Source organism: Type-A symbiont of Plautia stali (genome assembly GCF_059731155.1).
The window spans coordinates 2,501,536-2,523,097 of record NZ_AP035891.1; the positions used below are offsets into that span (position 1 = coordinate 2,501,536).

Below are 21,562 nucleotides of genomic sequence, written 5' to 3' on the forward strand. Positions count from 1 at the left end.
ACGGCTCCAGGCTATTAATGGCGGAAATGACGCATGTCAGTGAAGATCATCGCGATGCCGTGCTCGTCGGCGGCAGCAATCACTTCATCATCGCGGATGGAACCGCCCGGCTGGATCACACAGGTGATGCCCACTGCCGCCGCAGCATCAATGCCATCGCGGAACGGGAAGAAGGCGTCGGAAGCCATGGCGGAACCCTTCACCTCCAGTCCTTCGTCAGCGGCTTTGATTCCGGCAATTTTGGCAGAGTAAACTCGGCTCATCTGGCCAGCGCCAATACCGATCGTCATGTTGTCGCGTGCATACACAATGGCGTTGGATTTAACGAATTTCGCCACTTTCCAGCAGAACAGCGCGTCACGCAGTTCCTGTTCGGTCGGCTGACGTTGGCTGACAACGCGCAGCTGGCTGGCATCGACCATACCGAGATCGCGATCCTGAACCAGCAGGCCACCGTTGACGCGTTTGAAGTCGAGACCGGCAACGCGGCGCTGCCACTGGCCGCATACCAGAACGCGGACGTTCTGTTTGGTTGCGGTCACGCGCAGTGCCGCTTCACTGGCCGATGGCGCAATAATGACTTCCACGAACTGACGGCTGATGATCGCCTGCGCGGTCGCTTCATCCAGCTCGCGGTTAAAGGCGATGATGCCGCCGAATGCCGAGGTAGAATCGGTTTTATAAGCGCGCTCGTAGGCGGCAAGGATTGAATCGCCTACGGCTACGCCGCATGGGTTAGCGTGCTTGACGATAACGCAGGCTGGCTCGCTGAACTCCTTGACGCACTCCAGTGCCGCATCGGTATCGGCAATATTGTTGTAGGACAGCGCTTTGCCCTGCAGCTGCTGTGCGGTGGCGACCGACGCTTCGGTGACATGCTCTTCAATATAGAAAGCAGCGTCCTGATGGCTGTTCTCGCCGTAACGCATATCCTGCTTTTTAATAAAGTTGAGGTTCAGGGTGCGCGGGAAGCGGCCGGCCGGCGTGGTGCTTTCGCCGTGATAGGCCGGTACCAGGCTGCCAAAGTAGTTGGCAATCATGCTGTCGTAAGTGGCGGTATGTTCAAAGGCTTTGATTGCCAGATCGAAACGGGTTTCCAGCGTCAGGGAGTTTTCGTTGGCATCGAGCTCCGCGATGATCGCGTCGTAGTCACTGTTCTTCACCACGATCGCCACGTCTTTGTGGTTCTTGGCTGCCGAGCACACCATGGTGGGACCGCCGATATCAATGTTCTCAACGGCATCTTCCAGGCTGCAGTCGGCTTTCGCCACGGTCTGGGCAAAGGGATAGAGGTTCACCACCACCATGTCGATAGGATTGATGGCGTGCTCGGCCATGATGGCATCATCGGTGCCGCGACGGCCCAGAATGCCACCGTGCACTTTTGGGTGCAGCGTTTTGACGCGTCCATCCATCATTTCCGGGAAACCGGTGTAGTCAGAAACTTCCGTGACGGGCAGGCCGGCATCTGCCAGCAGGCGCGCGGTGCCACCTGTGGAGAGCAGCTCAACACCACGATGGGAGAGGGCCTGAGCAAATTCGAGGATGCCGGCTTTGTCAGAGACACTGAGCAGAGCGCGGCGTACAGGACGAAGTTGTTGCATGGTGGTTTTATCCCTTGGCTTTGTTTCGCGTAAATAAGAGTGTTACATCAGGCTTAACTTTCTCTCTCTATATCATAGAAGAGAACATTTACCTCAGGTAACGCCCCAAAAGGGGCATCCTTGACGTCGCGGGGCATTGTAGCGAAAACGTTTGCGCGATGCTCGCCTAAATTTATTACCGGCTGCAGATGTGGATAACTTTGTGTGTAACCGGGTATAAGGCGGGGTTTTGCTGTGGAATGCAGCGAACGATTGTTTTTATTGAATTTAGCGGTTGCGCGTACCGAACAACTCCCTATAATGCGACTCCATCGACACGGCACAACGACTCACGGAATGCGGTGTAGACAGGAAGCTTCGTTAAGAACTTCCGCCGGAGAAAAATGAATTGGTCAACTAAAACTGGCCACCGCTTTAGAGTTTTTCCAGTATCGGTTTTCCGATTCGTTTGGGGGTAACCCACCGTTATAGTCATGCGGCCTTAGCGAGCTGTAATATCCGACGATATAGTCTGTGATCGCATGTGCAGCTTCGCTAAAGTTTATATAACCTGTCACTGGCACCCACTCGTTTTTCAGACTTCTGAAGAAGCGTTCCATCGGGCTGTTGTCCCAACAGTTTCCACGTCGGATCATACTCTGCCTGATCCGGCAACGCCACAGTAACTGCCTGCTTGTATAGTGGCTACCCTGGTCACTGTGGAACATCGCTCCGGCTGGTTTACCGCGAGTTTCCCACGCCATTTCCTGCGCTTTGATGGTCAGCCTGCTGTCCGGTGAGAATGACATTGCCCAGCCTACCGGTTTCCTTGCCAACAGATCGAGAACAACAGCGAGGTAAGCCCAACGCCTGCCTGTCCAGATGTACGTCACATCGCCGCACCACACCTGATTAGGCTCTGTCACTGCGAACTGTCGCTCAAGGCGATTCGGGATAACGATGTGTTCATGACCACCACGTTTATACCGGTGGGTAGCCTTTTTTAATATGTCGTTTTCCATTTCAATACGTTGTAGCTTTTTCTTCAGCTCGCGTATTTCAATCTGTTCCGGGGTTATAGGGGAGGCTTTAGGTATTTTGCCCTGTCGTTCATCCCGCAACTGTTTTCCCCATCGCGTCATGGTAGAAAGACCCACATCCATAGCATTGGCCGCAGCTGCAACGGTGTAGTTCTGATCAAGGACCAGTTGAGCGGCTTCGCGTTTAAACTCTGCGCTGAAATTTCTTTTTTTCATTATGGCACCTGTGTTGTTCTGAGGTGAGCATATCACCTCTGTTCAGGTGGCCAAATTTAGTGTGCCACTTCACTTGATCGCGGCTGCTCCACGCTCGCGGAAAATCTCCGAGAAGCAGGAAGTGATGATGGCAACCGGGATAAAAATCCAGGAAGCCGAAATGGTATTCGCGGCGGCGAACAGGCCAAGGTCGCGCGCTGAGGCGATGCCCGCGAGGAACATCTGTGCGGCTTTCACCTGCACCGAGATAAAGATGCTGGAGATCGCCAGCGGCAGGCCGGCATACATCAGGTAGCGCAGGTAGGTGGTGCGCTTGTCCTGCGGCGGTGCCAGATCCTGATGTTCGCGATAGAAATTGACGCGCTTGATGGCGTACGGCACCAGCGTGACGGCCACAATCGAGGCCGTGAGCCATAGTGGATTGAGGTGCAGCCAGGCGATAGTGAAGCTCATGGCAAAGCCCAGCAGCAAGCCGGCCGAGTTGGCAATAGTATTGAGCCGCGACGCCAGCCGCGCATTGTTATAAACGCTGAACGTGTCCTGGGTGACAAACACCGACGAGATAAACGAGGCCAGTGCAAACGCAAGAAAGTTTTCCTGCATGTTGTACCAGACCCAAATCAACACCGGGATTGACGTCAGCAACAGCAGCACCAAGCGCATTGTCCGCGCTACGGCCATCAACCGCAGGCCTTTCGGCGCACTTTTGCTGATGCACTTGAACAGGATGGTTTCGGTACCAAAAATCGCCACGGTTTGCACCATGGAGAACAGCGAGGTCGAAAACGCCATTTGACCAAACACCGTTGGGCCAAAGGATTTTGCCACGTAGGAGGTCACAAATATGATGCCGAATACCGAGACGATCTTCTCAGACATCATCCAAGCGGCATTAGACATTACGCTCAATTTCATTGACTGGTCCTTAGTATTACGTACAGCAACTGCCTTTCGGTACAACGTCCTTGAAATGAATTAACAAGCGCTCAGTGGGCATGACACAATTTAATAACTTCAAACCAGGCTGGTCCGAAAAATGAGACTCGCGTCAGAGTTTAGCGATTAAATTCAGGAAAATTCCGATTAAACTTGGTGCGAAGCCCGATGGATGTAAACGATTTCAACCCGAATTCAGGACAAAATTTCACAGGCATATCCTGAGTTTTTTGCAATCAGGCTATGCCGAATGTCCAATGATTGTCGTATTTTTCTGCATTTGGGATGGAATAAATCTATATCAAAAACCCAGCACCAGGAAGGCGTTCAATGGCATTCAGAATAAAATAAGATTTATCCCATGATGATATTTATTCTAAATAACTTAATTTAACCCTCGCAATTCTAATCGCGCACTTTAATACTGCATTAATACTGTTTTTGCAGTACCAGATATTAATACAGTAATTCTCATCCACTAATTGATAAGAAAGGTAAGAGCATTTATGAGAAAGTCACGATATAGCGAAGAGCAAATCACAAATGCCATTAAAGCTTCTGAAACGGGAGTGAAAGTCAGGGATATTTGTGAGGAGCTGGGCATTTCCGAGGCCACCTTCTACAGCTGGAAGAAGAAGTTCTCCGGGCTTTCTTCAGAGGATGGTCGAAAAATCAAGGAGTTGGAGGATAAACTGCAGAACCTTACGCGCGAGCTGCAGACCCTGAGCTCCGACAAGGAGATGCTGCAAAGCGTGCTGAAAAACTTCTTCACTACGAATGAAAAGCGTCAGGCGGTCAACTTCCTGCAAACCACTTTCGACATCGGTACCCGTCGCAGCTGTCGTTTACTGGATATTAGCCGTAGCGTTTATCATTACCCTTCCGGTTCCGATAATCGCTAATACCATTGAGGCCGATGTTATATGACTTAATGCTGAGATTTGTTCTTACCAGAAGAGATGAAGATCATTAAATTCGGCATTCGCTACATAACAATTTGAACCACTTTTTCCTGATGAATGCCATCACGGAATCACTTCCTTTTTTGCGGTAAAATTGATTCACACCAGCAAAAGCCTCGCGTTTCAAGCCATTTAGACTTAGCCCAATCTCATTTTGGTGAGATTGGCGCTTAGTCTATTACTTCACGATTACTAATAATCAGACCTGATCACAGACAATTCTGTTAAGCGTTAATGAACAACACGGTGTAACCGCTCAGACATTGGCTCAGTTTTAAACTGGATCTGGCCGCTGCGTTTATGATCTCTTTGGCGATCAGCGCTAGTCGGCTAACTCTTAAACCACACCAGGAATACTCCGGTTCAAAAACGTTATGATATTCAAACTATAAAGCCGAAAACGGTTATCCACGGTAAATACTGCGCTTAAATCCATCGTCATCTTTAATATTTTTTTCTGGCACCTGTTGGGAATCATTCTTAGCTATGACGGTAACGCTTAAGGCTAAGGTGGCTTCTCCCGCTGGATTTTCAGTGCCACAGCCGGGTAAAAATCCGCCTAGCGAAGGCTTTTTTACGCGCTAAACCGGCGAATTGTTGCCCGATACGCGCTTTTTTCATCCATCCGGAACGCTAAAAGGCAGCAAGAGTCGACCTTTTACCGTGCTGATGGCAATGAGTTTTATAGCGGAAGAGAATGAAAACCGGGTGGCTGTACCGCTCGTCGGTTATATAGCGTGCGCGTTCCGGCCAGTATCAGGTCGCTGAGGCGGAATTGTCGGCTGGTCAAATACCTAAAATATCAGGGGAAAACGCTGCTGAGTGGATGACCCAGCAGCAAGGCTGGGTTAAGGAAGTGCGGTCAGCCGCTGCGGTTTAATGCGCATGGCATAGATCGCGCCAACAATCAGACAGCCGATACCGATGCTGGTGAGCAGCGGTGGCCAGCTCTGGCGGTAAATAAAGGTCCACAGCAGGCCAGAGAGCGTTTCGAATACGATGAGCGGCCCCATCACCACCGTTGGCAAACGCTGACTGGCGGCATTCCAGCACAGTGCCGCCAGCCATGAGCAGAACAAACCAATCGCCAGCATCAGCCAGATAAAGCGCGCCGGCTGCGGGCCGAACGGCAAAGCGAAATCGGGCTGCTGCCAGTGAATCTGCAGGCTCACCAGCCCATAAAACACCAGCGCCAGCGGCAATGTCACCAGCCCCTGCGCGGTGGCCCAGCTCGACGGTTTATGCTGGGGATGTTCGCGCAGCCAGCGCGCATTGCGCAGCGGATACCATGTCCAGCACACCACTGCCAGCACCGCCAGCAGCAGGCCACTCAGGTAGTCCCAGAGATCAAATGCCGGCCCCTGCCCGTGCAGTTCCGCCGCGTTGACGCAGCCCAGACCGGCAGCAATGATTACCAGCGCGGGCATCAGCCGGCGCCATGGCAGGCGCCCTTCGAGATGGCCGTAACAGAGGTTAGCGGTGACGGTGATCACCACCGGCAGCGTGCCGATGATCATGGTGGAGACCGGTGCGCCGGTGCGCTGAATCGCGCTGGCAAGGCAGGCGTAATAGAGCAGATTGCCCACCAGCGACAGCTTCACCGCCTCCGTCCAGTCCGGGCGCGTCAGCTGTTTTAGCCGACGGCGGCTGAGCCACGCCAGCGGCAGCACCACCAGGCCAAAGGCAACATAGCGACCCGCCGATTGCAACATGCCCGGATAATCGGGTATCAGCAGCGGCCCGACAAAAATCATGCCCCACATCAGCCCCGCCGCGAGGGCAAACACTATTCCTGCAAACATACACCTTTCCTTTATCTTTAATCCGCCACAGTGTGGCGCAGGAAAAGATGAAAGGCTTGTAGCAGATTGCGGTTAACGTCCGCTGAACACCTGCTTTTGATAGCGTCCCGGCGTGATACCGTAGCGATGGGCAAACGCCCGCGTCAGATGCGCCTGGTCGGTGAGGCCAACCGCCGCCGCCACGCTCGCGGCGCTCTCGCCCTGCGCCAGCCGCTGCTTGGCTTCGAACAGGCGGAAGGCCATCAGCATTTGATGGGGAGTGACGTGAAAGTGTTGTTTGAAACTGCGCAGAAAATGCCACGGCGACAGCGATACCAGCCGCACCGGCTCTGCCAGGTTATCGCGCAGCCAGGCTTTTACCACATCAAACCGGTGGGCGCCTTCGCGCGGCCGCGCTACGCCCTGCTACGCCAGCGGACGCAGCCACTCCAGCAGATCCAGCAGCGCGCCCTGCCGCTCCAGCGCACTTTGCGCCTGCCACATCTGTGCCAGCGCGTGGGAGAAAGGTTGCGCTAGGCGCGCATCGGTGCGCAGCGCATCGCTGAACCACCAGTTGCGATCGCCGGTCAGCCGATCCATCTCCGCCGGATCGATATAGATCATGCGATAACGCCAGCCTTCGGCGCAGGCCGATTCACCGGTGTGCAGTTCGTCGGGATTAATCATCACCAGCGAATGCACCGGCGCGACATAATTCGTGCCGCGGTAGCGAAAGCGCTGCGCGCCGGATTCGATAGTGCCAATCCCGAAGGCTTCGTGGATATGGGGCTCAAAAGCGTAGCGGGAGATGTGCGCCTGATAAAGCTCAATGCCCGGCAGCTCAGCAAAGTGCTGAAACTGCGTACGATCCTGCTCACAGGGAAAGACTTCGGGAACCACCGTCACCACACACCTCCATACGCTATCAGGCAGTAAGCATGCGCGGCGCGCACAAAAAAAGCAAAGCCCAATCGCTTTACGCGCCTACCCTTCAGCGCGACACTGGGGCCTGACCTATAAAGGAGGCGACAATGGCACAACGGGTGGTAATGGTAGTGGATATGCAAAATGGCGTGCTGGCAACGCCGCGTTACGACCGCGCCGGACGCTGCGCGCGCATTAATCAGCTGATGGCCGCCGCCGATCAGGTCATTTTTATTCAGCATAGTGGGCCGGATTTAGCCGTCGACTCCGCAGACTGGCAAATGGTCGCCGAACTGGAACAACCCGCCGACGCGCTTTACATCACCAAAACCGCCTGCGACAGCTTCTGGCAAACCGGGCTCGCGGCGCAGCTTGAACAGCATCAGATTGAAAGCTTCGTCATTTGCGGCTGCACCACCGATTATTGTGTCGATACCACCATCAAAGTCGGGGCCAGCCTTGGCTATCACATCACCGTGGCGGCCGACGCCCACACCACCGCCGATCGCACTTATGTGTCGGCGCAGCAGCTTATTAATCAGCACAACGAAGTATGGGCGGATTTGATCATGCCGGGCAATCCGGTGCGGGTTAAAACCACGGAAGAATTACTGCGGGAGTGGCGCGCGCATTAACGTCGTTGTATGAACGTGCAGAGAGAAAGTTTTGTTGGACAATAGCTTTTGAAATGGAGCCCTCGCACAGGCGAGGGCTGGATAGAGAGTTGATCGGTACGCCAATCAGAACGGGATATCGTCGTCGAAATCCATTGGTGGTTCGTTGTTCGCCGGTGCGTTCTGCTGCTGTGGACGCTGCTGCGCGCCGCCGCTGAACTGGTTACTCCCACCCTGCGGCTGCTGCGGCTGGCCCCAGCCGTTATTGTTGCCGCCGCCCTGGCCGCCCTGCTGACGGCCACCCAGCATCTGCATGGTGCCGCCCACGTTAACCACCACTTCGGTGGTATATTTGTCTTGGCCGCTCTGGTCCTGCCATTTACGGGTGCGCAGCTGGCCTTCAATGTAGACCTGCAAACCTTTACGCAAATATTCGCCGGCGACTTCAGCCAGCTTGCCGAACAGCACGACGCGGTGCCACTCGGTGATCTCTTTGTTTTCACCGGTTTGCTTGTCGCGCCAGCTCTCTGACGTGGCCAGCGTAATGTTGGCTACCGCGCCACCATTCGGCATGTAGCGCACTTCCGGATCCTGACCCAGATTCCCGATAAGAATCACTTTGTTTACGCCACGACTGGCCATGTTTCTGTCTCCCGATGAGTTGATGCTAAAAGTCTAAGCGAAAAATTGTATCACGTCACAATGACGCTTCCCACTTTCAAGCGGGATTCCAGTTTTTCGACCGTGACAGGATAGCAACAAACACTGGATATTTATTCAGTTTATTTTTTGTGCCATAATGATGCGTTTCTGCTGGTCGTGCTGGCAAGGCATGGCGAGCGTTGCCTAATCCGGGAAAGGTGAATGGATAAGATTGAAGTGCGCGGTGCTCGCACCCATAATTTGAAGAATATCAACCTGATTATCCCACGCGACAAGCTCATTGTAGTGACCGGTCTGTCGGGTTCCGGTAAGTCTTCGCTGGCGTTTGATACGCTGTATGCCGAAGGCCAGCGCCGCTATGTTGAATCGCTTTCTGCCTATGCGCGCCAGTTTCTTTCCTTAATGGAGAAACCGGACGTAGACCACATCGAGGGGCTGTCGCCTGCCATTTCCATTGAGCAGAAATCGACGTCGCACAACCCGCGCTCGACCGTCGGCACCATCACTGAAATTCATGACTACCTGCGTCTGCTGTTTGCCCGCGTGGGTGAGCCGCGCTGTCCGGATCATAACGTCACGCTGGCGGCGCAAACCGTCAGCCAGATGGTCGATCAGGTCCTAGCGCAGGAAGAGGGTCGGCGCCTGATGCTGCTGGCGCCGGTGGTAAAAGATCGCAAAGGCGAGCACACCAAAACGCTGGAAAATCTGGCGGCGCAGGGCTACATCCGCGCACGTATCGATGGCGAAGTGTGCGATCTGTCGGATCCGCCGAAGCTGGAGCTGCAGAAGAAACACACCATTGAAGTGGTGATCGATCGTTTCCGCGTGCGTGACGATCTGGCGACGCGTCTGGCCGAATCCTTTGAAACGATGCTGGAACTGAGTGGCGGCACGGCGATCGTCGCGGATATGGACGATCCCGATACCGAAGAGATGCTGTTTTCGGCCAACTTTGCCTGCCCGGTGTGCGGTTACAGCATGCGTGAGCTGGAGCCGCGTCTGTTCTCGTTCAACAACCCGGCCGGTGCCTGCCCGACCTGTGACGGCCTCGGCGTTCAGCAATATTTCGATCCCGATCGCGTGGTACAAAATCCGGAGCTGTCGCTGGCCGGTGGCGCCATTCGCGGCTGGGATCGCCGTAACTTCTACTATTTCCAGATGCTGCGCTCACTGGCGGAACATCTGGATTTCGATGTCGAAGCCCCGTTCAATAGCCTGAGCGACAAAGCGCGCGAGGTAATTCTGTACGGCTCCGGCAAAGAGAACATTGAGTTCAAATATATCAACGATCGTGGCGATACCTCGGTGCGTCGTCATCCGTTCGAAGGCGTGCTGCATAACATGGAGCGCCGCTACAAAGAGACGGAATCCAACGCGGTACGCGAAGAGCTGGCGAAATTTATCAGCAACCGCGCCTGCGCCAGCTGTGAAGGTACGCGCCTGCGTCGTGAAGCGCGCCATGTGTTTGTGGAAGACACCAACCTGCCGACCATCTCGGATATGAGCATCGGCCACGCCATGGACTTCTTCCGCAATCTGAAGCTGAGCGGCCAGCGCGCCAAAATCGCCGAGAAAGTGCTGAAGGAAATTGGCGACCGCCTGAGCTTCCTGGTTAACGTCGGCCTGAATTATCTGTCGATGTCGCGTTCAGCGGAAACGCTGTCCGGCGGTGAAGCACAGCGTATTCGTCTGGCGAGCCAGATTGGTGCCGGTCTGGTTGGCGTCATGTACGTACTGGATGAACCGTCCATCGGTCTGCATCAGCGCGACAACGAGCGCCTGCTGTCGACGCTGATTCACCTGCGCGATCTCGGTAATACCGTGATCGTGGTTGAGCACGATGAAGACGCGATTCGCGCCGCTGACCATATTATCGATATCGGTCCGGGCGCTGGCGTGCACGGCGGCCAGGTGGTAGCCGAGGGCGATGTGCATGCCATCGTGGCGCACGAAGATTCTCTCACCGGTCAGTTCCTCAGCGGCAAGCGTGAAATCGCGGTGCCGGCAGAGCGGGTGAAAGGCGATCCGTCCAAAGTACTGAAACTGAGCGGCGTGCGCGGTAACAACCTGAAGGATGTCACGCTGACGGTTCCGGTTGGGCTGTTTACCTGTATCACCGGCGTGTCCGGTTCCGGCAAATCAACGCTGATTAACGATACGCTGTTCCCGATTGCGCAGCGCCAGCTGAATGGTGCCACCAGCGGTGAAGCTGCGCCGTATCGCGAGATCGCCGGGCTGGAGCATTTCGATAAAGTGATCGACATCGATCAGAGCCCGATCGGCCGGACGCCGCGCTCAAACCCGGCCACCTACACCGGTATTTTTACGCCGGTGCGTGAACTATTTGCCGGCGTGCCGGAAGCGCGTTCGCGCGGCTACAATCCGGGCCGCTTCAGCTTTAACGTGCGCGGCGGGCGCTGTGAAGCCTGTCAGGGCGACGGCGTGATTAAGGTCGAAATGCACTTCCTGCCGGACATTTATGTGCCGTGCGATCAGTGCAAAGGCAAACGCTATAACCGCGAAACGCTGGAGATTAAATACAAAGGCAAGAGCATTCACGAAGTGCTGGAGATGACCATCGAAGAGGCGCATGAGTTCTTTGATGCGGTACCTGCGCTGGCGCGTAAGCTGCAGACGCTGATTGATGTCGGCCTGTCGTACATTCGTCTTGGCCAGTCGGCAACCACGCTGTCCGGCGGTGAAGCGCAGCGGGTTAAACTGGCGCGTGAGCTGTCGAAGCGCGGTACCGGTCAGACGCTGTACATTCTCGATGAACCGACCACCGGCCTGCATTTTGCCGACATCCAGCAGCTGCTGGAAGTGCTGCATCAGCTGCGCGATCAGGGCAATACTATTGTGGTGATTGAGCACAACCTCGACGTGATCAAAACCGCAGACTGGATTGTGGATCTCGGTCCGGAAGGCGGCAGCGGCGGTGGTGAAATCCTGGTGGCCGGCACGCCGGAAACCGTTGCACAGTGCGAAAAATCGCATACTGCACGCTTCCTCAAGCCGATGCTGAAAAAGTAGGTTTAACGCGGCGCACCCGCTGTTGCGCCGCGTTTTTTCTGATTTCTCCACGGCTCACCGCTCCGGTTGCTCGCAAGCCGGTGCAATTGTCTGAATGCCTTAGCAAATGCAGAAACAGGCAAGAAACAGACAACTTCAGGCATATACGCATCGCGTCCCGCTGACTATTCTTACTGCGTTCCTTTTGGCGCCGCTGACGCGCCTCTGTCCTTCAGTGTCATCACTGAACGGACCCCTCGCAAAAAATACCCACGACACATCTGACTGGAGACACCATGAATATTACGCATGCCTATGCCGCACAGGACGCGAAAGCCAAACTCGCCCCGTTCGATTGTAAGCCGCGCGAACTGCGCGCTCATGATGTGCAGATTGAAGTGTTGTACTGTCGGACCTGCACCAGGCGCGCAACGAATGGCGCACCACCGTATACCCGGTGGTGCTAGGTCATGAAATTGTTGGTCGCGTCACCGCCGTTGGCGCGCACACGCACAAATATAAAGTGGGCGATTTAGTCGGCGTCGGCTGTATAGTCGACTCCTGCCGCAGCTGCCCAAGCTGTCAGGAAGGACTCGAGCAGTACTATGAAAACGGCTTTGTTGGCACTTACAACGGCCAGGATCGTGAAACCGGCGCCATCACCTACGGCGGCTACTCCACCAGCATGGTGGTTGATGAAAGCTTTGTGCTGCGCGTACCGGAAAACCTCGAACTGGCAGGCGTTGCGCCTCTGCTGTGCGCCGGTATCACCACCTATTCACCGCTGCGTCACTGGAATGTCGGTCCCGGCAAAAAAGTCGGTATCGTTGGTCTGGGCGGCCTCGGCCATATGGGCGTGAAGATCGCGCATGCTATGGGAGCGCACGTGGTGCTGTTCACCACTTCACCGTCAAAAATTGAAGATGGCAAACGCCTCGGTGCTGACGAAGTGGTGATTTCGAAAGATGCTGACCAGATGGCACAACATACCAACAACTTCGGCTTCATCTTAAATACCGTCGCCGCGCAGCACGATCTTAACCCGTTTATCGCCCTGCTGAAGCGCGACGGCAACATGACGCTGGTCGGCGCTCCGGAGCACGATCACCCGGCGCCACAGGTGTTTAACCTGATCCTCAAGCGTCGCAGCATTGCCGGTTCACTGATTGGCGGTATCGCCGAAACCCAGAAGATGCTGGATTTCTGCGGCAAGCACGGTATCACTTCGGATATCGAGCTGATCGCCATGAACCAAATCAACGACGCCTACGAGCGCATGCTGAAAAACGACGTGAAGTATCGCTTCGTGATTGATATCAACACCCTGCGTGAAGAGTCTGCGGCTTAATCAGCGCGTCTCATCATCATGGCTGACGCCCGCCGCGCGCGTGGCGTCAGCCTGTTGCCACGATGCATTAACCAGATAGTAAATCTGCGAATCTTTTAGCGATCCATCCAGCCACAGCGTGGCTCCAGTGCGACTTATTGAGATGTTCACTGAGAAACACATCGTGGTGTTCATCGCGCAACAACTCCGCCAGCGCGGGCGAGGTCTTCAGCGACAACGCCGGTCGCCCTTCAACGTCATGCACCATGGCAAACAGCACGCCATCGCTTTTCACCTGGGTTGCGTCCCACTCATCTTTATAACTTTGTGAAGCGCCCGGTTTGCTCATGCAGTAGGTCAGTAAATCCGACGTGTTCATGTTTTATTCCCCTTGTAAGGTGGCGACGATGCGCCGCGCGCCGCCGTGTACCCGATGTTCGCCCAGCCAGATACCCTGCCAAGTGCCGAGTAGGAGTCTGCCGCGGCTGACCGGGATCAGCAGCGATACGCCAAGCAGTGACGATTTGATGTGCGCGGGCATGTTGTCAGCGCCTTCATAGTCGTGCTGGTAGGGCGCATCCTCTGGAACGTGCTTCAGAAAGTGCTGCTCCATGTCGCTGCGCACCGTAGGATCGCAATTTTCATTGAGCGTTAGCGACGCTGAGGTGTGCTGCAACAGCAGATGCAGCTGGCCGATACGCAGATCCGTTAAGCCATTAAGCTGGCCGACAATCTCGTCGGTGATCAGATGAAAGCCGCGCGCCTTCGCGCTCAGCGTGAGAGTTTGTTGCTGCCACATGCCACATTCCTAGGTTAAACCGTTTACTTAAGTGTGCAGCATGTCGGCGAAAGGTAAACCCTTCAGCGGGAAAAAGCGGCAGAGCGCTTGCTCTGCCGCCGGCGTATCAGTCGCTCAGCTTGTCAGCCAGCGCTTTTACCGTGGTGATATCATCCTGCGTTACCGCCGCCAGACGCGTGCCGTACTCGCTATCGGCCTTATATAAAAAAGGAGAGCATCGCCAGCCGGCTTTGCGCGTCGGCGCTTTTAGCGCGCCGCCGAGCGAGGTGATCAGATCGCCACGCTCTTTCGCGTTAAAGGAACGATACAGTTCCCCTGCCTGGCAGAAATTCTGCGGTTTGGCGATCATCGCCTGCTGCGTACTGCCGCTAAGCGGCGTATGGCTGTAACGCGCGCTTTGCAGCTCTTCACGCGGATAGATGCGGCTTGGCTGGTAATTAACGCCCTTGTTATCGGCGTTACCGCTGTCCATCAGGCCATCCTGATTGCCGTTGCTGACCGGTACGCGCGGCGCGTTCACCGGCAGGCTGAGGCCGTTAGCGCCCACGCGGTACAGCTGGGTATCAGCATAGGAGAACAGGCGGCCCTGCAGCAGGCGATCTTCAGACGACTCAATGCCCGGCACCAGATTGGACGGTGCCATCGCCACCTGCTCGGTTTGCTGGAAGAAGTTGTCGACGTTGCGATTCAGCACCATCTGCCCGATTTTCACCTCGGGCACATTCGGCCAGATTTTGGTGGAGTCGAGCGGATTGAAATCGAACTTATCCACTTCGCTGGCTTTAATGGTCTGAATGTAGAGATCCCACTTCGGAAACGCTTTGCGGTTAATCACCGCCACCAGATCTTCTGTCATGTGGCTGTAGCTGCGGCCCTGGATCGCTGCCGATTCAGCAGGATCGAGGTTGCGTTCGCCCTGCAACGTTTTCCAGTAAAACTTCACGTAGTGCACTTCGCCTTTGCTGTTCACAAACTTGTAGGCGTGCACGCTGTTACCGTCCATTTCGCGATAGGTCGCCGGCGTGCCCATGTTGGAGAACAGCATGGTGAGCGCGTGCGTGGCTTCCGGTACGTGGGAGAAGAAGTCGAAGGTGCGCGCATCGTTATCGAGGTTAGTGCGCGGATCCGGTTTAAACGCGTGCACCATATCAGGGAACTTGATCGCATCGCGGATGAAGAACACCGGCAGATTGTTGCCAACCAAGTCCCAGTTGCCCTGGCTGGTATAGAATTTGGTGGCAAAACCACGCGGATCGCGCAGCGTTTCCGGCGAATGCTTGCTGTGCACCACGTTGGAGAAGCGCACAAAGACCGGCGTCACCGTTCCCGGTTTAAACACCTCAGCGATAGTCAGATCGCTGATATCTTTGCTGGCGCGAAATTCACCATGCGCACCGGTGCCGCGCGCGTGTACGACACGCTCCGGAATACGTTCACGATCAAAGCGCTGCAGCTTTTGAATCAGCTGCACGTCCTGTAACAGCACCGGGCCATTAGCACCGGCAGTTTGTGAATTCTGGTTATCACCGACCGGCGCGCCATTATCACGCGTCAGCTCAACGGCCGCAGCAGGCAGTGCGAGCGCCAGCGTCATGGCAATGCAGAGGGGTTTCAGTGCGGAAAGGAAATAGCTCATGGGCGGTTCCTTATTGTGATTGGCGAGCGCTCTGGCAGTGCGCCAAAGCGCGCCGGCAAAAAATAGCGCCCTCACTAACAGGAACACATAAGACCCGTCCCGATTACCCGGGGCTAAGGTGTTATACCCAGCAGGAATGCGGCCGCCAGCCAGCATGGCCGGCTAGGAAAAGCGTGAAAAAGCAGGGTGCGGGTGGAAGTACAGCGGGAACAGCCAATCCGTGGATGACTGAAACGGGTGCCTGCCAGCAGCGCGGCTGACAGGCACTGCGTCGGTTACATTATGGCAGCAAACGCCTCAGCTACCTGATTGACGTTGCGACTGTTGAGACCGGCGACACACATGCGGCCGCTGGCGATCAGGTACACGCCGAACTCTTCGCGCAGGCGGTCCACCTGCTGCGCGCTCAGGCCAGTATAGCTGAACATGCCACGCTGCTTCAGCAGATAATCAAAGTTTTTGCCGGGCAGTTTACTGTTCAGTACATTGACCAGCACCTGGCGCATTTCGATGATGCGCAGGCGCATCGCTTCCACTTCCGCCAGCCAGTTGTTCAGCAGCGCTTCGTCGTTCAGCACGCAGGAAACCACCTGAGCACCGAAGTTCGGCGGGCTGGAGTAGTTGCGACGTACGGTCGCTTTCAGCTGACCCAGCACGCGTGCTGACTCTTCTGCGCTGTCGCAGACGATCGACAGGCCGCCAACGCGCTCACCGTACAGCGAGAAGATTTTCGAGAAGGAGTTGCTTACCAGCGCCGGCAGGCCCGCCGCGGCAATCACGCGAATCGCGTAAGCGTCCTCTTCCATGCCGGCACCAAAGCCCTGGTAGGCAATATCGAGGAACGGAATCAGCTCCTGCGCTTTCAGGACCTCAACGGTTTGATCCCACTGCGCGTTAGTCAGATCCGCACCGGTCGGGTTGTGGCAGCACGGATGCAGCAACACGATGGATTGCTTCGGCAGCGTTTTCAGTTTGGCGATGAAGGCGTCGAACTTCACGCCGTTGGTGGCGTCGTCGTACCACGGGTAGGTGTTAACGTTAAAACCGGCACCGTTAAAGATCGCCACATGGTTTTCCCATGTCGGATCGCTTACCCATACGCTGGCGTCCGGGAAGTAACGCTTCAGGAAATCTGCGCCCACTTTCAGCGCGCCGGAGCCGCCCAGCGTCTGGATGGAAGCAATGCGTCCCGCCTGCAGCATCGGGTGCTCTTTACCAAACAGCAGCGGCGTAATGGCGTTACGATACGGACCCAGCCCTTCCATTGGCAGATAGAGCGAAGCCTGATGTGGCTGCGCCTGCAAACGCTCTTCCGCGGCGGCCACGGCCTGCAGCTGAGGAATGATGCCGGCTTCGTTGTAATAGAGGCCGATGCTCAGATTCACCTTGTGGTCACGCGGGTCCTGTTTGAAGGTTTCCATCAGCGACAGAATCGGATCGCCAGCATAGGCATCAACGTTTTGAAACACGGTGCAGATATCCATGATTATTCATAAATGTGTGGGTCGACGTCATCAAACAAAATAGCGGCCGGGACGGTGATTCATGGCGATGATGAGATTGAGCATCACCGCGCCGGCGATGGAGGCCAGCAGCATCGGCAGCGATACCACCAACAGCGAGGCCAGTACCACGCAGGTATCCAGCGCCATTTGCAGTTTGCCGGCGCGCAGACCAGAGCGATCCTGCAGCCAGAGCGCCAGAATATTGATACCACCGAGGCTGGCTTTGTGACGAAACAACACTATAAACCCAATCCCCATCACCACGTTACCGAACAATGTCGCATAAAACGGATTTAGCGCAGAAAAATGGATAAACAGCGGATGAAGATGAGTGAACAGCGATACCAGCCCCACCGCACAGAAGGTTTTCAGGGTAAATTCCCAGCCCATGCGACGAATGGCCAGCCAGTAAAACGGCAGGTTAATCAGAAAGAAGGCGCTGCCGAACGAGAGCGGTGACAGATAGCTGATGAGAAAAGCCACGCCCGCCGTACCGCCGGTCAGCGCGCCCGCCTGTTTCAGCAAAATGACGCCAAACGACATCATCAGCGTACCAAGCACGATAGCCAGCGCATCTTCTACACGGGTGTGGGGAATGCGGGAAGGTTGTACAGCGTTATCCATGGCGCGATCTCTTTGCAAATGATGGCGTTCAGTTGCAAAAAACGCACCACATCGGCGGCTTCCTGTCGCCGCCGATAGGTGCCAGCGATTATCCAATTGATAACTAAGGCGCTTTATTGCAGGTTTATGTGCATCAATCTACCGTAAAATAATCGATTCATGCACAAATTCGGTTTCTGGTGCGCGTTTTACGCAAATAATGGCAGAAGGTTGCACCATACTGGCACATTACGCACTCTTTTGGCGCACTTTGTGCTCGGGGATCATCATCAAGCCGTTCTCTTTTAAACGGTTGAGTACCACCGAAGTTTTCACGTGGGCCACGCTTTGATGGCCAGCGACGAGCTGACTGATCAGCGCGCTCAGAGCCGCTAAATCGGCCACCGCGACTTTTAACAGATAGTCGGCGTCACCGGTGGTTTTGAACGCGTCAACGATCGCCGCTTCCTGCTCCACCATGCGGTGAAAACTCTCTTCGTAATCGGGCGTGTGATTTTTAAGCCGCACCTCGATCAAGCCGACCATGCCCAGCCCTACCGCATCCGGCGAGAGCCGCGCGTGATAGCCGAGGATAAGATTTGCCTGTTCGAGATTAATGCGCCGGCGTGAACATTGCGACGCCGAAAGTCCGACTAAATCACTGAGTTCCTGGTTGGTAAGGCGGCCGTTAGATTGTAGTAGTGTCAATATCTTAAGGTGGTAATCGTCTACCTGAGTCATTCTGTGTCCACAGCGTTATAGGATTCGCTTTGCTACAGATAACCTGATAATTGACGAGGTTGTCCAACACTATTTTCTGATGACGTGAAATGCATGCACAAATCGTGCATGCAGCTGCGGAAGCGCGATTATTCGTCGTCGTATTGCGGTCCGGCGTAGTTATCAAAGCGTGACCACTGGCCGTTGAACGTCAGACGTACTGTGCCGATCGGGCCGTTACGCTGTTTACCGATGATGATCTCGGCGATGCCTTTCAGATCGCTGTTTTCGTGATACACCTCGTCACGATAGATGAACATGATCAGGTCAGCATCCTGCTCGATCGACCCCGATTCACGCAGATCCGAGTTAACCGGACGCTTATCGGCGCGCTGCTCCAGCGAGCGGTTAAGCTGCGACAGCGCCACCACCGGTACATTGAGCTCTTTCGCCAGCGCTTTAAGCGAGCGTGAGATCTCGGCGATCTCCAGCGTACGGTTGTCAGAGAGCGCCGGTACGCGCATCAGCTGCAGGTAGTCGATCATGATCATGCTCAGGCCGCCGTTTTCACGGAACACGCGGCGCGCGCGTGAACGCACTTCGGTCGGCGTCAGGCCGGACGAGTCATCAATGAACATGTTCTTCTTTTCTAACAGGATGCCCATGGTGGCCGAGATGCGCGCCCAGTCTTCATCCTCCAGCTGACCGGTACGGATACGCGTCTGATCAACGCGCGACAGCGAGGCCAGCATACGCATCATCAGCTGTTCGCTGGGCATCTCCAGACTGAAAATCAGCACCGGTTTGTCTGTCAGCATGGCGGCGTTTTCGCACAGATTCATGGCGAAAGTGGTTTTACCCATCGACGGACGCGCCGCGACAATGATCAGATCTGAGCCCTGCAGACCGGCGGTTTTCTTGTTGAGATCCTGATAGCCAGTATCGACGCCAGTCACGCCATCGTGCGGCGTTGACACCAGCGCTTCAATGCGCGATACGGTCGCTTCGAGGATCTGCTCGATATTTTGCGGGCCTTCATCCTTATTGGCGCGCTGTTCGGCAATTTTAAAGACATTAAATTCGGCAAAATCCAGCAGCTCTTCGCTGCTGCGGCCCTGCGGATCGTAACCGGCGTCAGCGATCTGATTGGCCACCGAAATCATCTGACGCACCACCGCACGTTCACGCACGATGTCGGCATAAGCACCGAGGTTTGCCGCACTTGGGGTATTTTTTGCCAGCTCGGCCAGATAGGCAAAGCCGCCCGCCATCTCCAGCTCACCGCGCGTTTCCAGCGACTCTGACAGGGTGATCAGATCAATAGGCTGACCGGCTTCCAGCAGGCGCTGCATTTCGGAAAAAATCATGCGGTGCGAACGGTTGAAGAAGTCTGCCGCTACCACGCGCTCGGAGACGTTATCCCAGCGTTCGTTATCCAGCATCAACCCACCGAGCACCGACTGCTCCGCTTCGAGAGAGTGCGGCGGCATTTTCACGCCTTCGAGCAGCCGATCGCGGGGTTCGTTCGATTTGTTGGTGGGTTTATTTCCTGCCATAGTGAATGCATTACCGATCGTGAAAGGGACGCGCAAGTATACCGTCCCAGGATGAACAATCACAGGAGTCAGAATGGCAAAGCGAATTCAGTTCAACCAGCACGGCGGCCCGGAAGTGTTGCAATGGGTCGATTACACGCTAGCCGATCCCGCCGACCATGAAGTTCAGGTGGAGAACAAGGCGATTGGTATTAACTATATCGATACCTATGTGCGCAGCGGATTGTATCCGGTCTCCTCGCTGCCGTCCGGCCTGGGCACTGAAGCGGCAGGCATCGTGAAAACAGTGGGCAGCGCGGCTTCGCGTTTCAAGCCGGGCGATCGCCTGGTGTATTGCCAGGCCGCGCTGGGTGCCTACAGTGAGCTGCACAATGTAGCGGAAGATCGGCTGGTAATTCTGCCGGACAGCATCAGCTTTGAGCAGGCAGCGGCCTCCTTCCTCAAGGGCCTGACGGTGCAGTATCTGCTGCGTCAGACGTACAAAGTAAAAGCCGATGAAATTTTCCTGTTTCATGCCGCCGCGGGCGGCGTGGGCCTGATTGCCTGCCAGTGGGCGAAAGCGCTTGGCGCGCATTTGATTGGCACCGTCGGTTCTGCGGAGAAAGCGCAGATCGCCAAAGATGCCGGTGCCTAGGCCACCATCAATTATCGCGAAGAGGATATCGCCCAGCGCGTCAGCGAACTGACCAACGGTGAAAAAGTGGCGGTAGTGTACGACTCACTGGGCAAAGATACTTGGGAACCGTCCCTCGACAGCCTGCGCCGCCACGGCCTGATGGTGAGCTTTGGTAATGCATCCGGCCCGGTGACCGGCGTTGACCTCGGCATTCTCAACAAGAAAGGCTGGCTGTTCGTCACCCGCCCTTCCCTGTTTGGCTATATCACCAACCGTGAAGAACTTGATCGCGCCAGCGGCGAACTGTTTTCGCTTATCGCCAGCCGCGCTATTCAGCTTAACGTGCCGGAGCAGCAGAAATTTGCCCTGAGCGATGCGGTGCGTGCGCATCAGGTGCTGGAGAGTCGTGCCGCTCAGGGTTCCAGCCTATTGATTGCCTGATACCAGAAATGATGAAGGGCTTCCCGAAGGAAGCCCTTTTCTTTCTTTTTTTATAGTTCGCGCTGGTGTAGGGACAGCGGCGATGAATTCGTCTGAATTTCTTTACCTATCCTGACAGAAAACATAAGTAAAAAATATGTTTAATTGCGAATTCGTACTAAGCAATCACCAACTCTGTGATCGTAACCGCATTTAGCGCCAGCTTCTCTTCTCTAAGTCGCTGATTTTTCTTTTCAGCCGGTTCAGTTTCACCTCTCCCTACGGAGTGGTAAACGCGCGATACAGCCACACGGCGACCACCGCCAGCACCAGCCACGGCAACAATTTTATAACAAGCGCAAACAGCCCGTCCAGGAACATCACCACGGTGGCCACCACCAGCGCAGCGATCACGCCCAGCAGCGATACGCCAGTTAGCAGCAGCATCATAAAAAAGCCGATAACGAATAATATTTCCACGAGCGCCTCCTGTATCAGTAATGCAGAAGGTATTACAAGATACGTGCCAGGTCGTGCCGATCGCTAAGCCATTGAATTATCCCTTTGATGCAGGACAGAGGGGAAGTTGATTTGGTGAAATTGACTAACTGGTGGTGAATTAAAAACCGCACGATGAAACCGTGCGGTTTAA

Annotated in this window: 13 protein-coding genes and 6 pseudogenes; 5 read left to right on the forward strand and 14 right to left on the reverse strand. The window is 55.3% G+C overall.

Going from position 1 to position 21,562, the window contains the following annotated elements:
* Positions 1 to 14: 14 nt before the first annotated feature.
* The 3 genes and pseudogenes from purH to AC6I8M_RS13335 form a co-directional block, all read right to left on the reverse strand.
* On the reverse strand, positions 15 to 1,604 hold the full coding sequence (purH, locus tag AC6I8M_RS13325) for a bifunctional phosphoribosylaminoimidazolecarboxamide formyltransferase/IMP cyclohydrolase (RefSeq protein ID WP_010616892.1): 1,590 nt from the start codon (positions 1,602 to 1,604) through the stop codon (positions 15 to 17).
* 392 nt (positions 1,605 to 1,996) lie between these two features.
* The gene (locus tag AC6I8M_RS13330; RefSeq protein WP_022537112.1) at positions 1,997 to 2,839 is read right to left on the reverse strand and encodes an IS3 family transposase; all 843 of its coding nucleotides are present in this window, start codon (positions 2,837 to 2,839) and stop codon (positions 1,997 to 1,999) included.
* A 72-nt stretch (positions 2,840 to 2,911) separates the two neighbouring features.
* Positions 2,912 to 3,754: pseudogene (locus AC6I8M_RS13335) on the reverse strand (oligosaccharide flippase family protein); the annotation flags it as partial.
* Between the two features lie 527 nt (positions 3,755 to 4,281).
* On the opposite strand from AC6I8M_RS13335, the gene AC6I8M_RS13340 reads away from it, so the two are divergent.
* Positions 4,282 to 4,677, forward strand: a complete 396-nt coding sequence (locus tag AC6I8M_RS13340) for a transposase (RefSeq protein WP_498013417.1) — start codon at positions 4,282 to 4,284, stop codon at positions 4,675 to 4,677.
* Positions 4,678 to 5,585: 908 nt separating this feature from the next.
* Here AC6I8M_RS13340 and AC6I8M_RS13345 read toward each other — a convergent pair.
* Positions 5,586 to 6,539: a DMT family transporter gene (locus tag AC6I8M_RS13345; protein WP_022547074.1), complete on the reverse strand. Its 954-nt coding sequence runs from the start codon at positions 6,537 to 6,539 to the stop codon at positions 5,586 to 5,588.
* 72 nt (positions 6,540 to 6,611) lie between these two features.
* A pseudogene (locus AC6I8M_RS13350) lies at positions 6,612 to 7,424 on the reverse strand (AraC family ligand binding domain-containing protein).
* A gap of 125 nt (positions 7,425 to 7,549) precedes the next feature.
* Between AC6I8M_RS13350 and AC6I8M_RS13355 the strand changes: the two are divergent.
* Positions 7,550 to 8,077 (forward strand): isochorismatase family protein, encoded by a 528-nt coding sequence (locus AC6I8M_RS13355; protein ID WP_010616596.1) that lies wholly within the window; start codon positions 7,550 to 7,552, stop codon positions 8,075 to 8,077.
* 105 nt (positions 8,078 to 8,182) lie between these two features.
* Here the strand turns inward: AC6I8M_RS13355 and ssb1 are convergent, their stop codons facing one another.
* On the reverse strand, positions 8,183 to 8,698 hold the full coding sequence (gene ssb1 / locus AC6I8M_RS13360; RefSeq protein ID WP_010616597.1) for a single-stranded DNA-binding protein SSB1: 516 nt from the start codon (positions 8,696 to 8,698) through the stop codon (positions 8,183 to 8,185).
* Between the two features lie 222 nt (positions 8,699 to 8,920).
* On the opposite strand from ssb1, the gene uvrA reads away from it, so the two are divergent.
* Together uvrA and AC6I8M_RS13370 are read left to right on the forward strand one after the other, a co-directional pair.
* A complete protein-coding gene (gene uvrA / locus AC6I8M_RS13365; RefSeq protein WP_010616598.1) occupies positions 8,921 to 11,749 on the forward strand; it encodes an excinuclease ABC subunit UvrA in 2,829 nt (942 codons plus the stop codon).
* A gap of 275 nt (positions 11,750 to 12,024) precedes the next feature.
* A pseudogene (locus tag AC6I8M_RS13370) lies at positions 12,025 to 13,076 on the forward strand (NAD(P)-dependent alcohol dehydrogenase).
* Here AC6I8M_RS13370 and AC6I8M_RS13375 read toward each other — a convergent pair.
* The 7 genes and pseudogenes from AC6I8M_RS13375 to dnaB form a co-directional block, all read right to left on the reverse strand.
* Positions 13,077 to 13,434: pseudogene (locus AC6I8M_RS13375) on the reverse strand (MmcQ/YjbR family DNA-binding protein).
* Positions 13,435 to 13,437: 3 nt separating this feature from the next.
* Positions 13,438 to 13,854 (reverse strand): secondary thiamine-phosphate synthase enzyme YjbQ, encoded by a 417-nt coding sequence (locus AC6I8M_RS13380; RefSeq protein WP_010616601.1) that lies wholly within the window; start codon positions 13,852 to 13,854, stop codon positions 13,438 to 13,440.
* A 106-nt stretch (positions 13,855 to 13,960) separates the two neighbouring features.
* Positions 13,961 to 15,490 (reverse strand): catalase, encoded by a 1,530-nt coding sequence (locus AC6I8M_RS13385; RefSeq protein ID WP_498013418.1) that lies wholly within the window; start codon positions 15,488 to 15,490, stop codon positions 13,961 to 13,963.
* A gap of 275 nt (positions 15,491 to 15,765) precedes the next feature.
* Positions 15,766 to 16,959: an amino acid aminotransferase gene (locus AC6I8M_RS13390; protein WP_010616603.1), complete on the reverse strand. Its 1,194-nt coding sequence runs from the start codon at positions 16,957 to 16,959 to the stop codon at positions 15,766 to 15,768.
* A 45-nt stretch (positions 16,960 to 17,004) separates the two neighbouring features.
* Positions 17,005 to 17,619 (reverse strand): YitT family protein, encoded by a 615-nt coding sequence (locus AC6I8M_RS13395; protein WP_010616604.1) that lies wholly within the window; start codon positions 17,617 to 17,619, stop codon positions 17,005 to 17,007.
* Between the two features lie 228 nt (positions 17,620 to 17,847).
* Positions 17,848 to 18,339: an Lrp/AsnC family transcriptional regulator gene (locus AC6I8M_RS13400; protein ID WP_022547070.1), complete on the reverse strand. Its 492-nt coding sequence runs from the start codon at positions 18,337 to 18,339 to the stop codon at positions 17,848 to 17,850.
* Between the two features lie 128 nt (positions 18,340 to 18,467).
* Positions 18,468 to 19,874 carry a replicative DNA helicase gene (gene dnaB, locus AC6I8M_RS13405; protein WP_010616606.1) on the reverse strand — a complete coding sequence of 469 codons (1,407 nt, stop codon included), beginning with the start codon at positions 19,872 to 19,874 and terminating at the stop codon, positions 18,468 to 18,470.
* Between the two features lie 73 nt (positions 19,875 to 19,947).
* Here dnaB and AC6I8M_RS13410 point away from each other — a divergent pair.
* Positions 19,948 to 20,931, forward strand: a pseudogene (locus AC6I8M_RS13410) (quinone oxidoreductase).
* Between the two features lie 192 nt (positions 20,932 to 21,123).
* Here AC6I8M_RS13410 and pspG read toward each other — a convergent pair.
* Positions 21,124 to 21,390: pseudogene (gene pspG / locus AC6I8M_RS13415) on the reverse strand (envelope stress response protein PspG).
* Between the last annotated feature and the right edge of the window lie 172 nt (positions 21,391 to 21,562).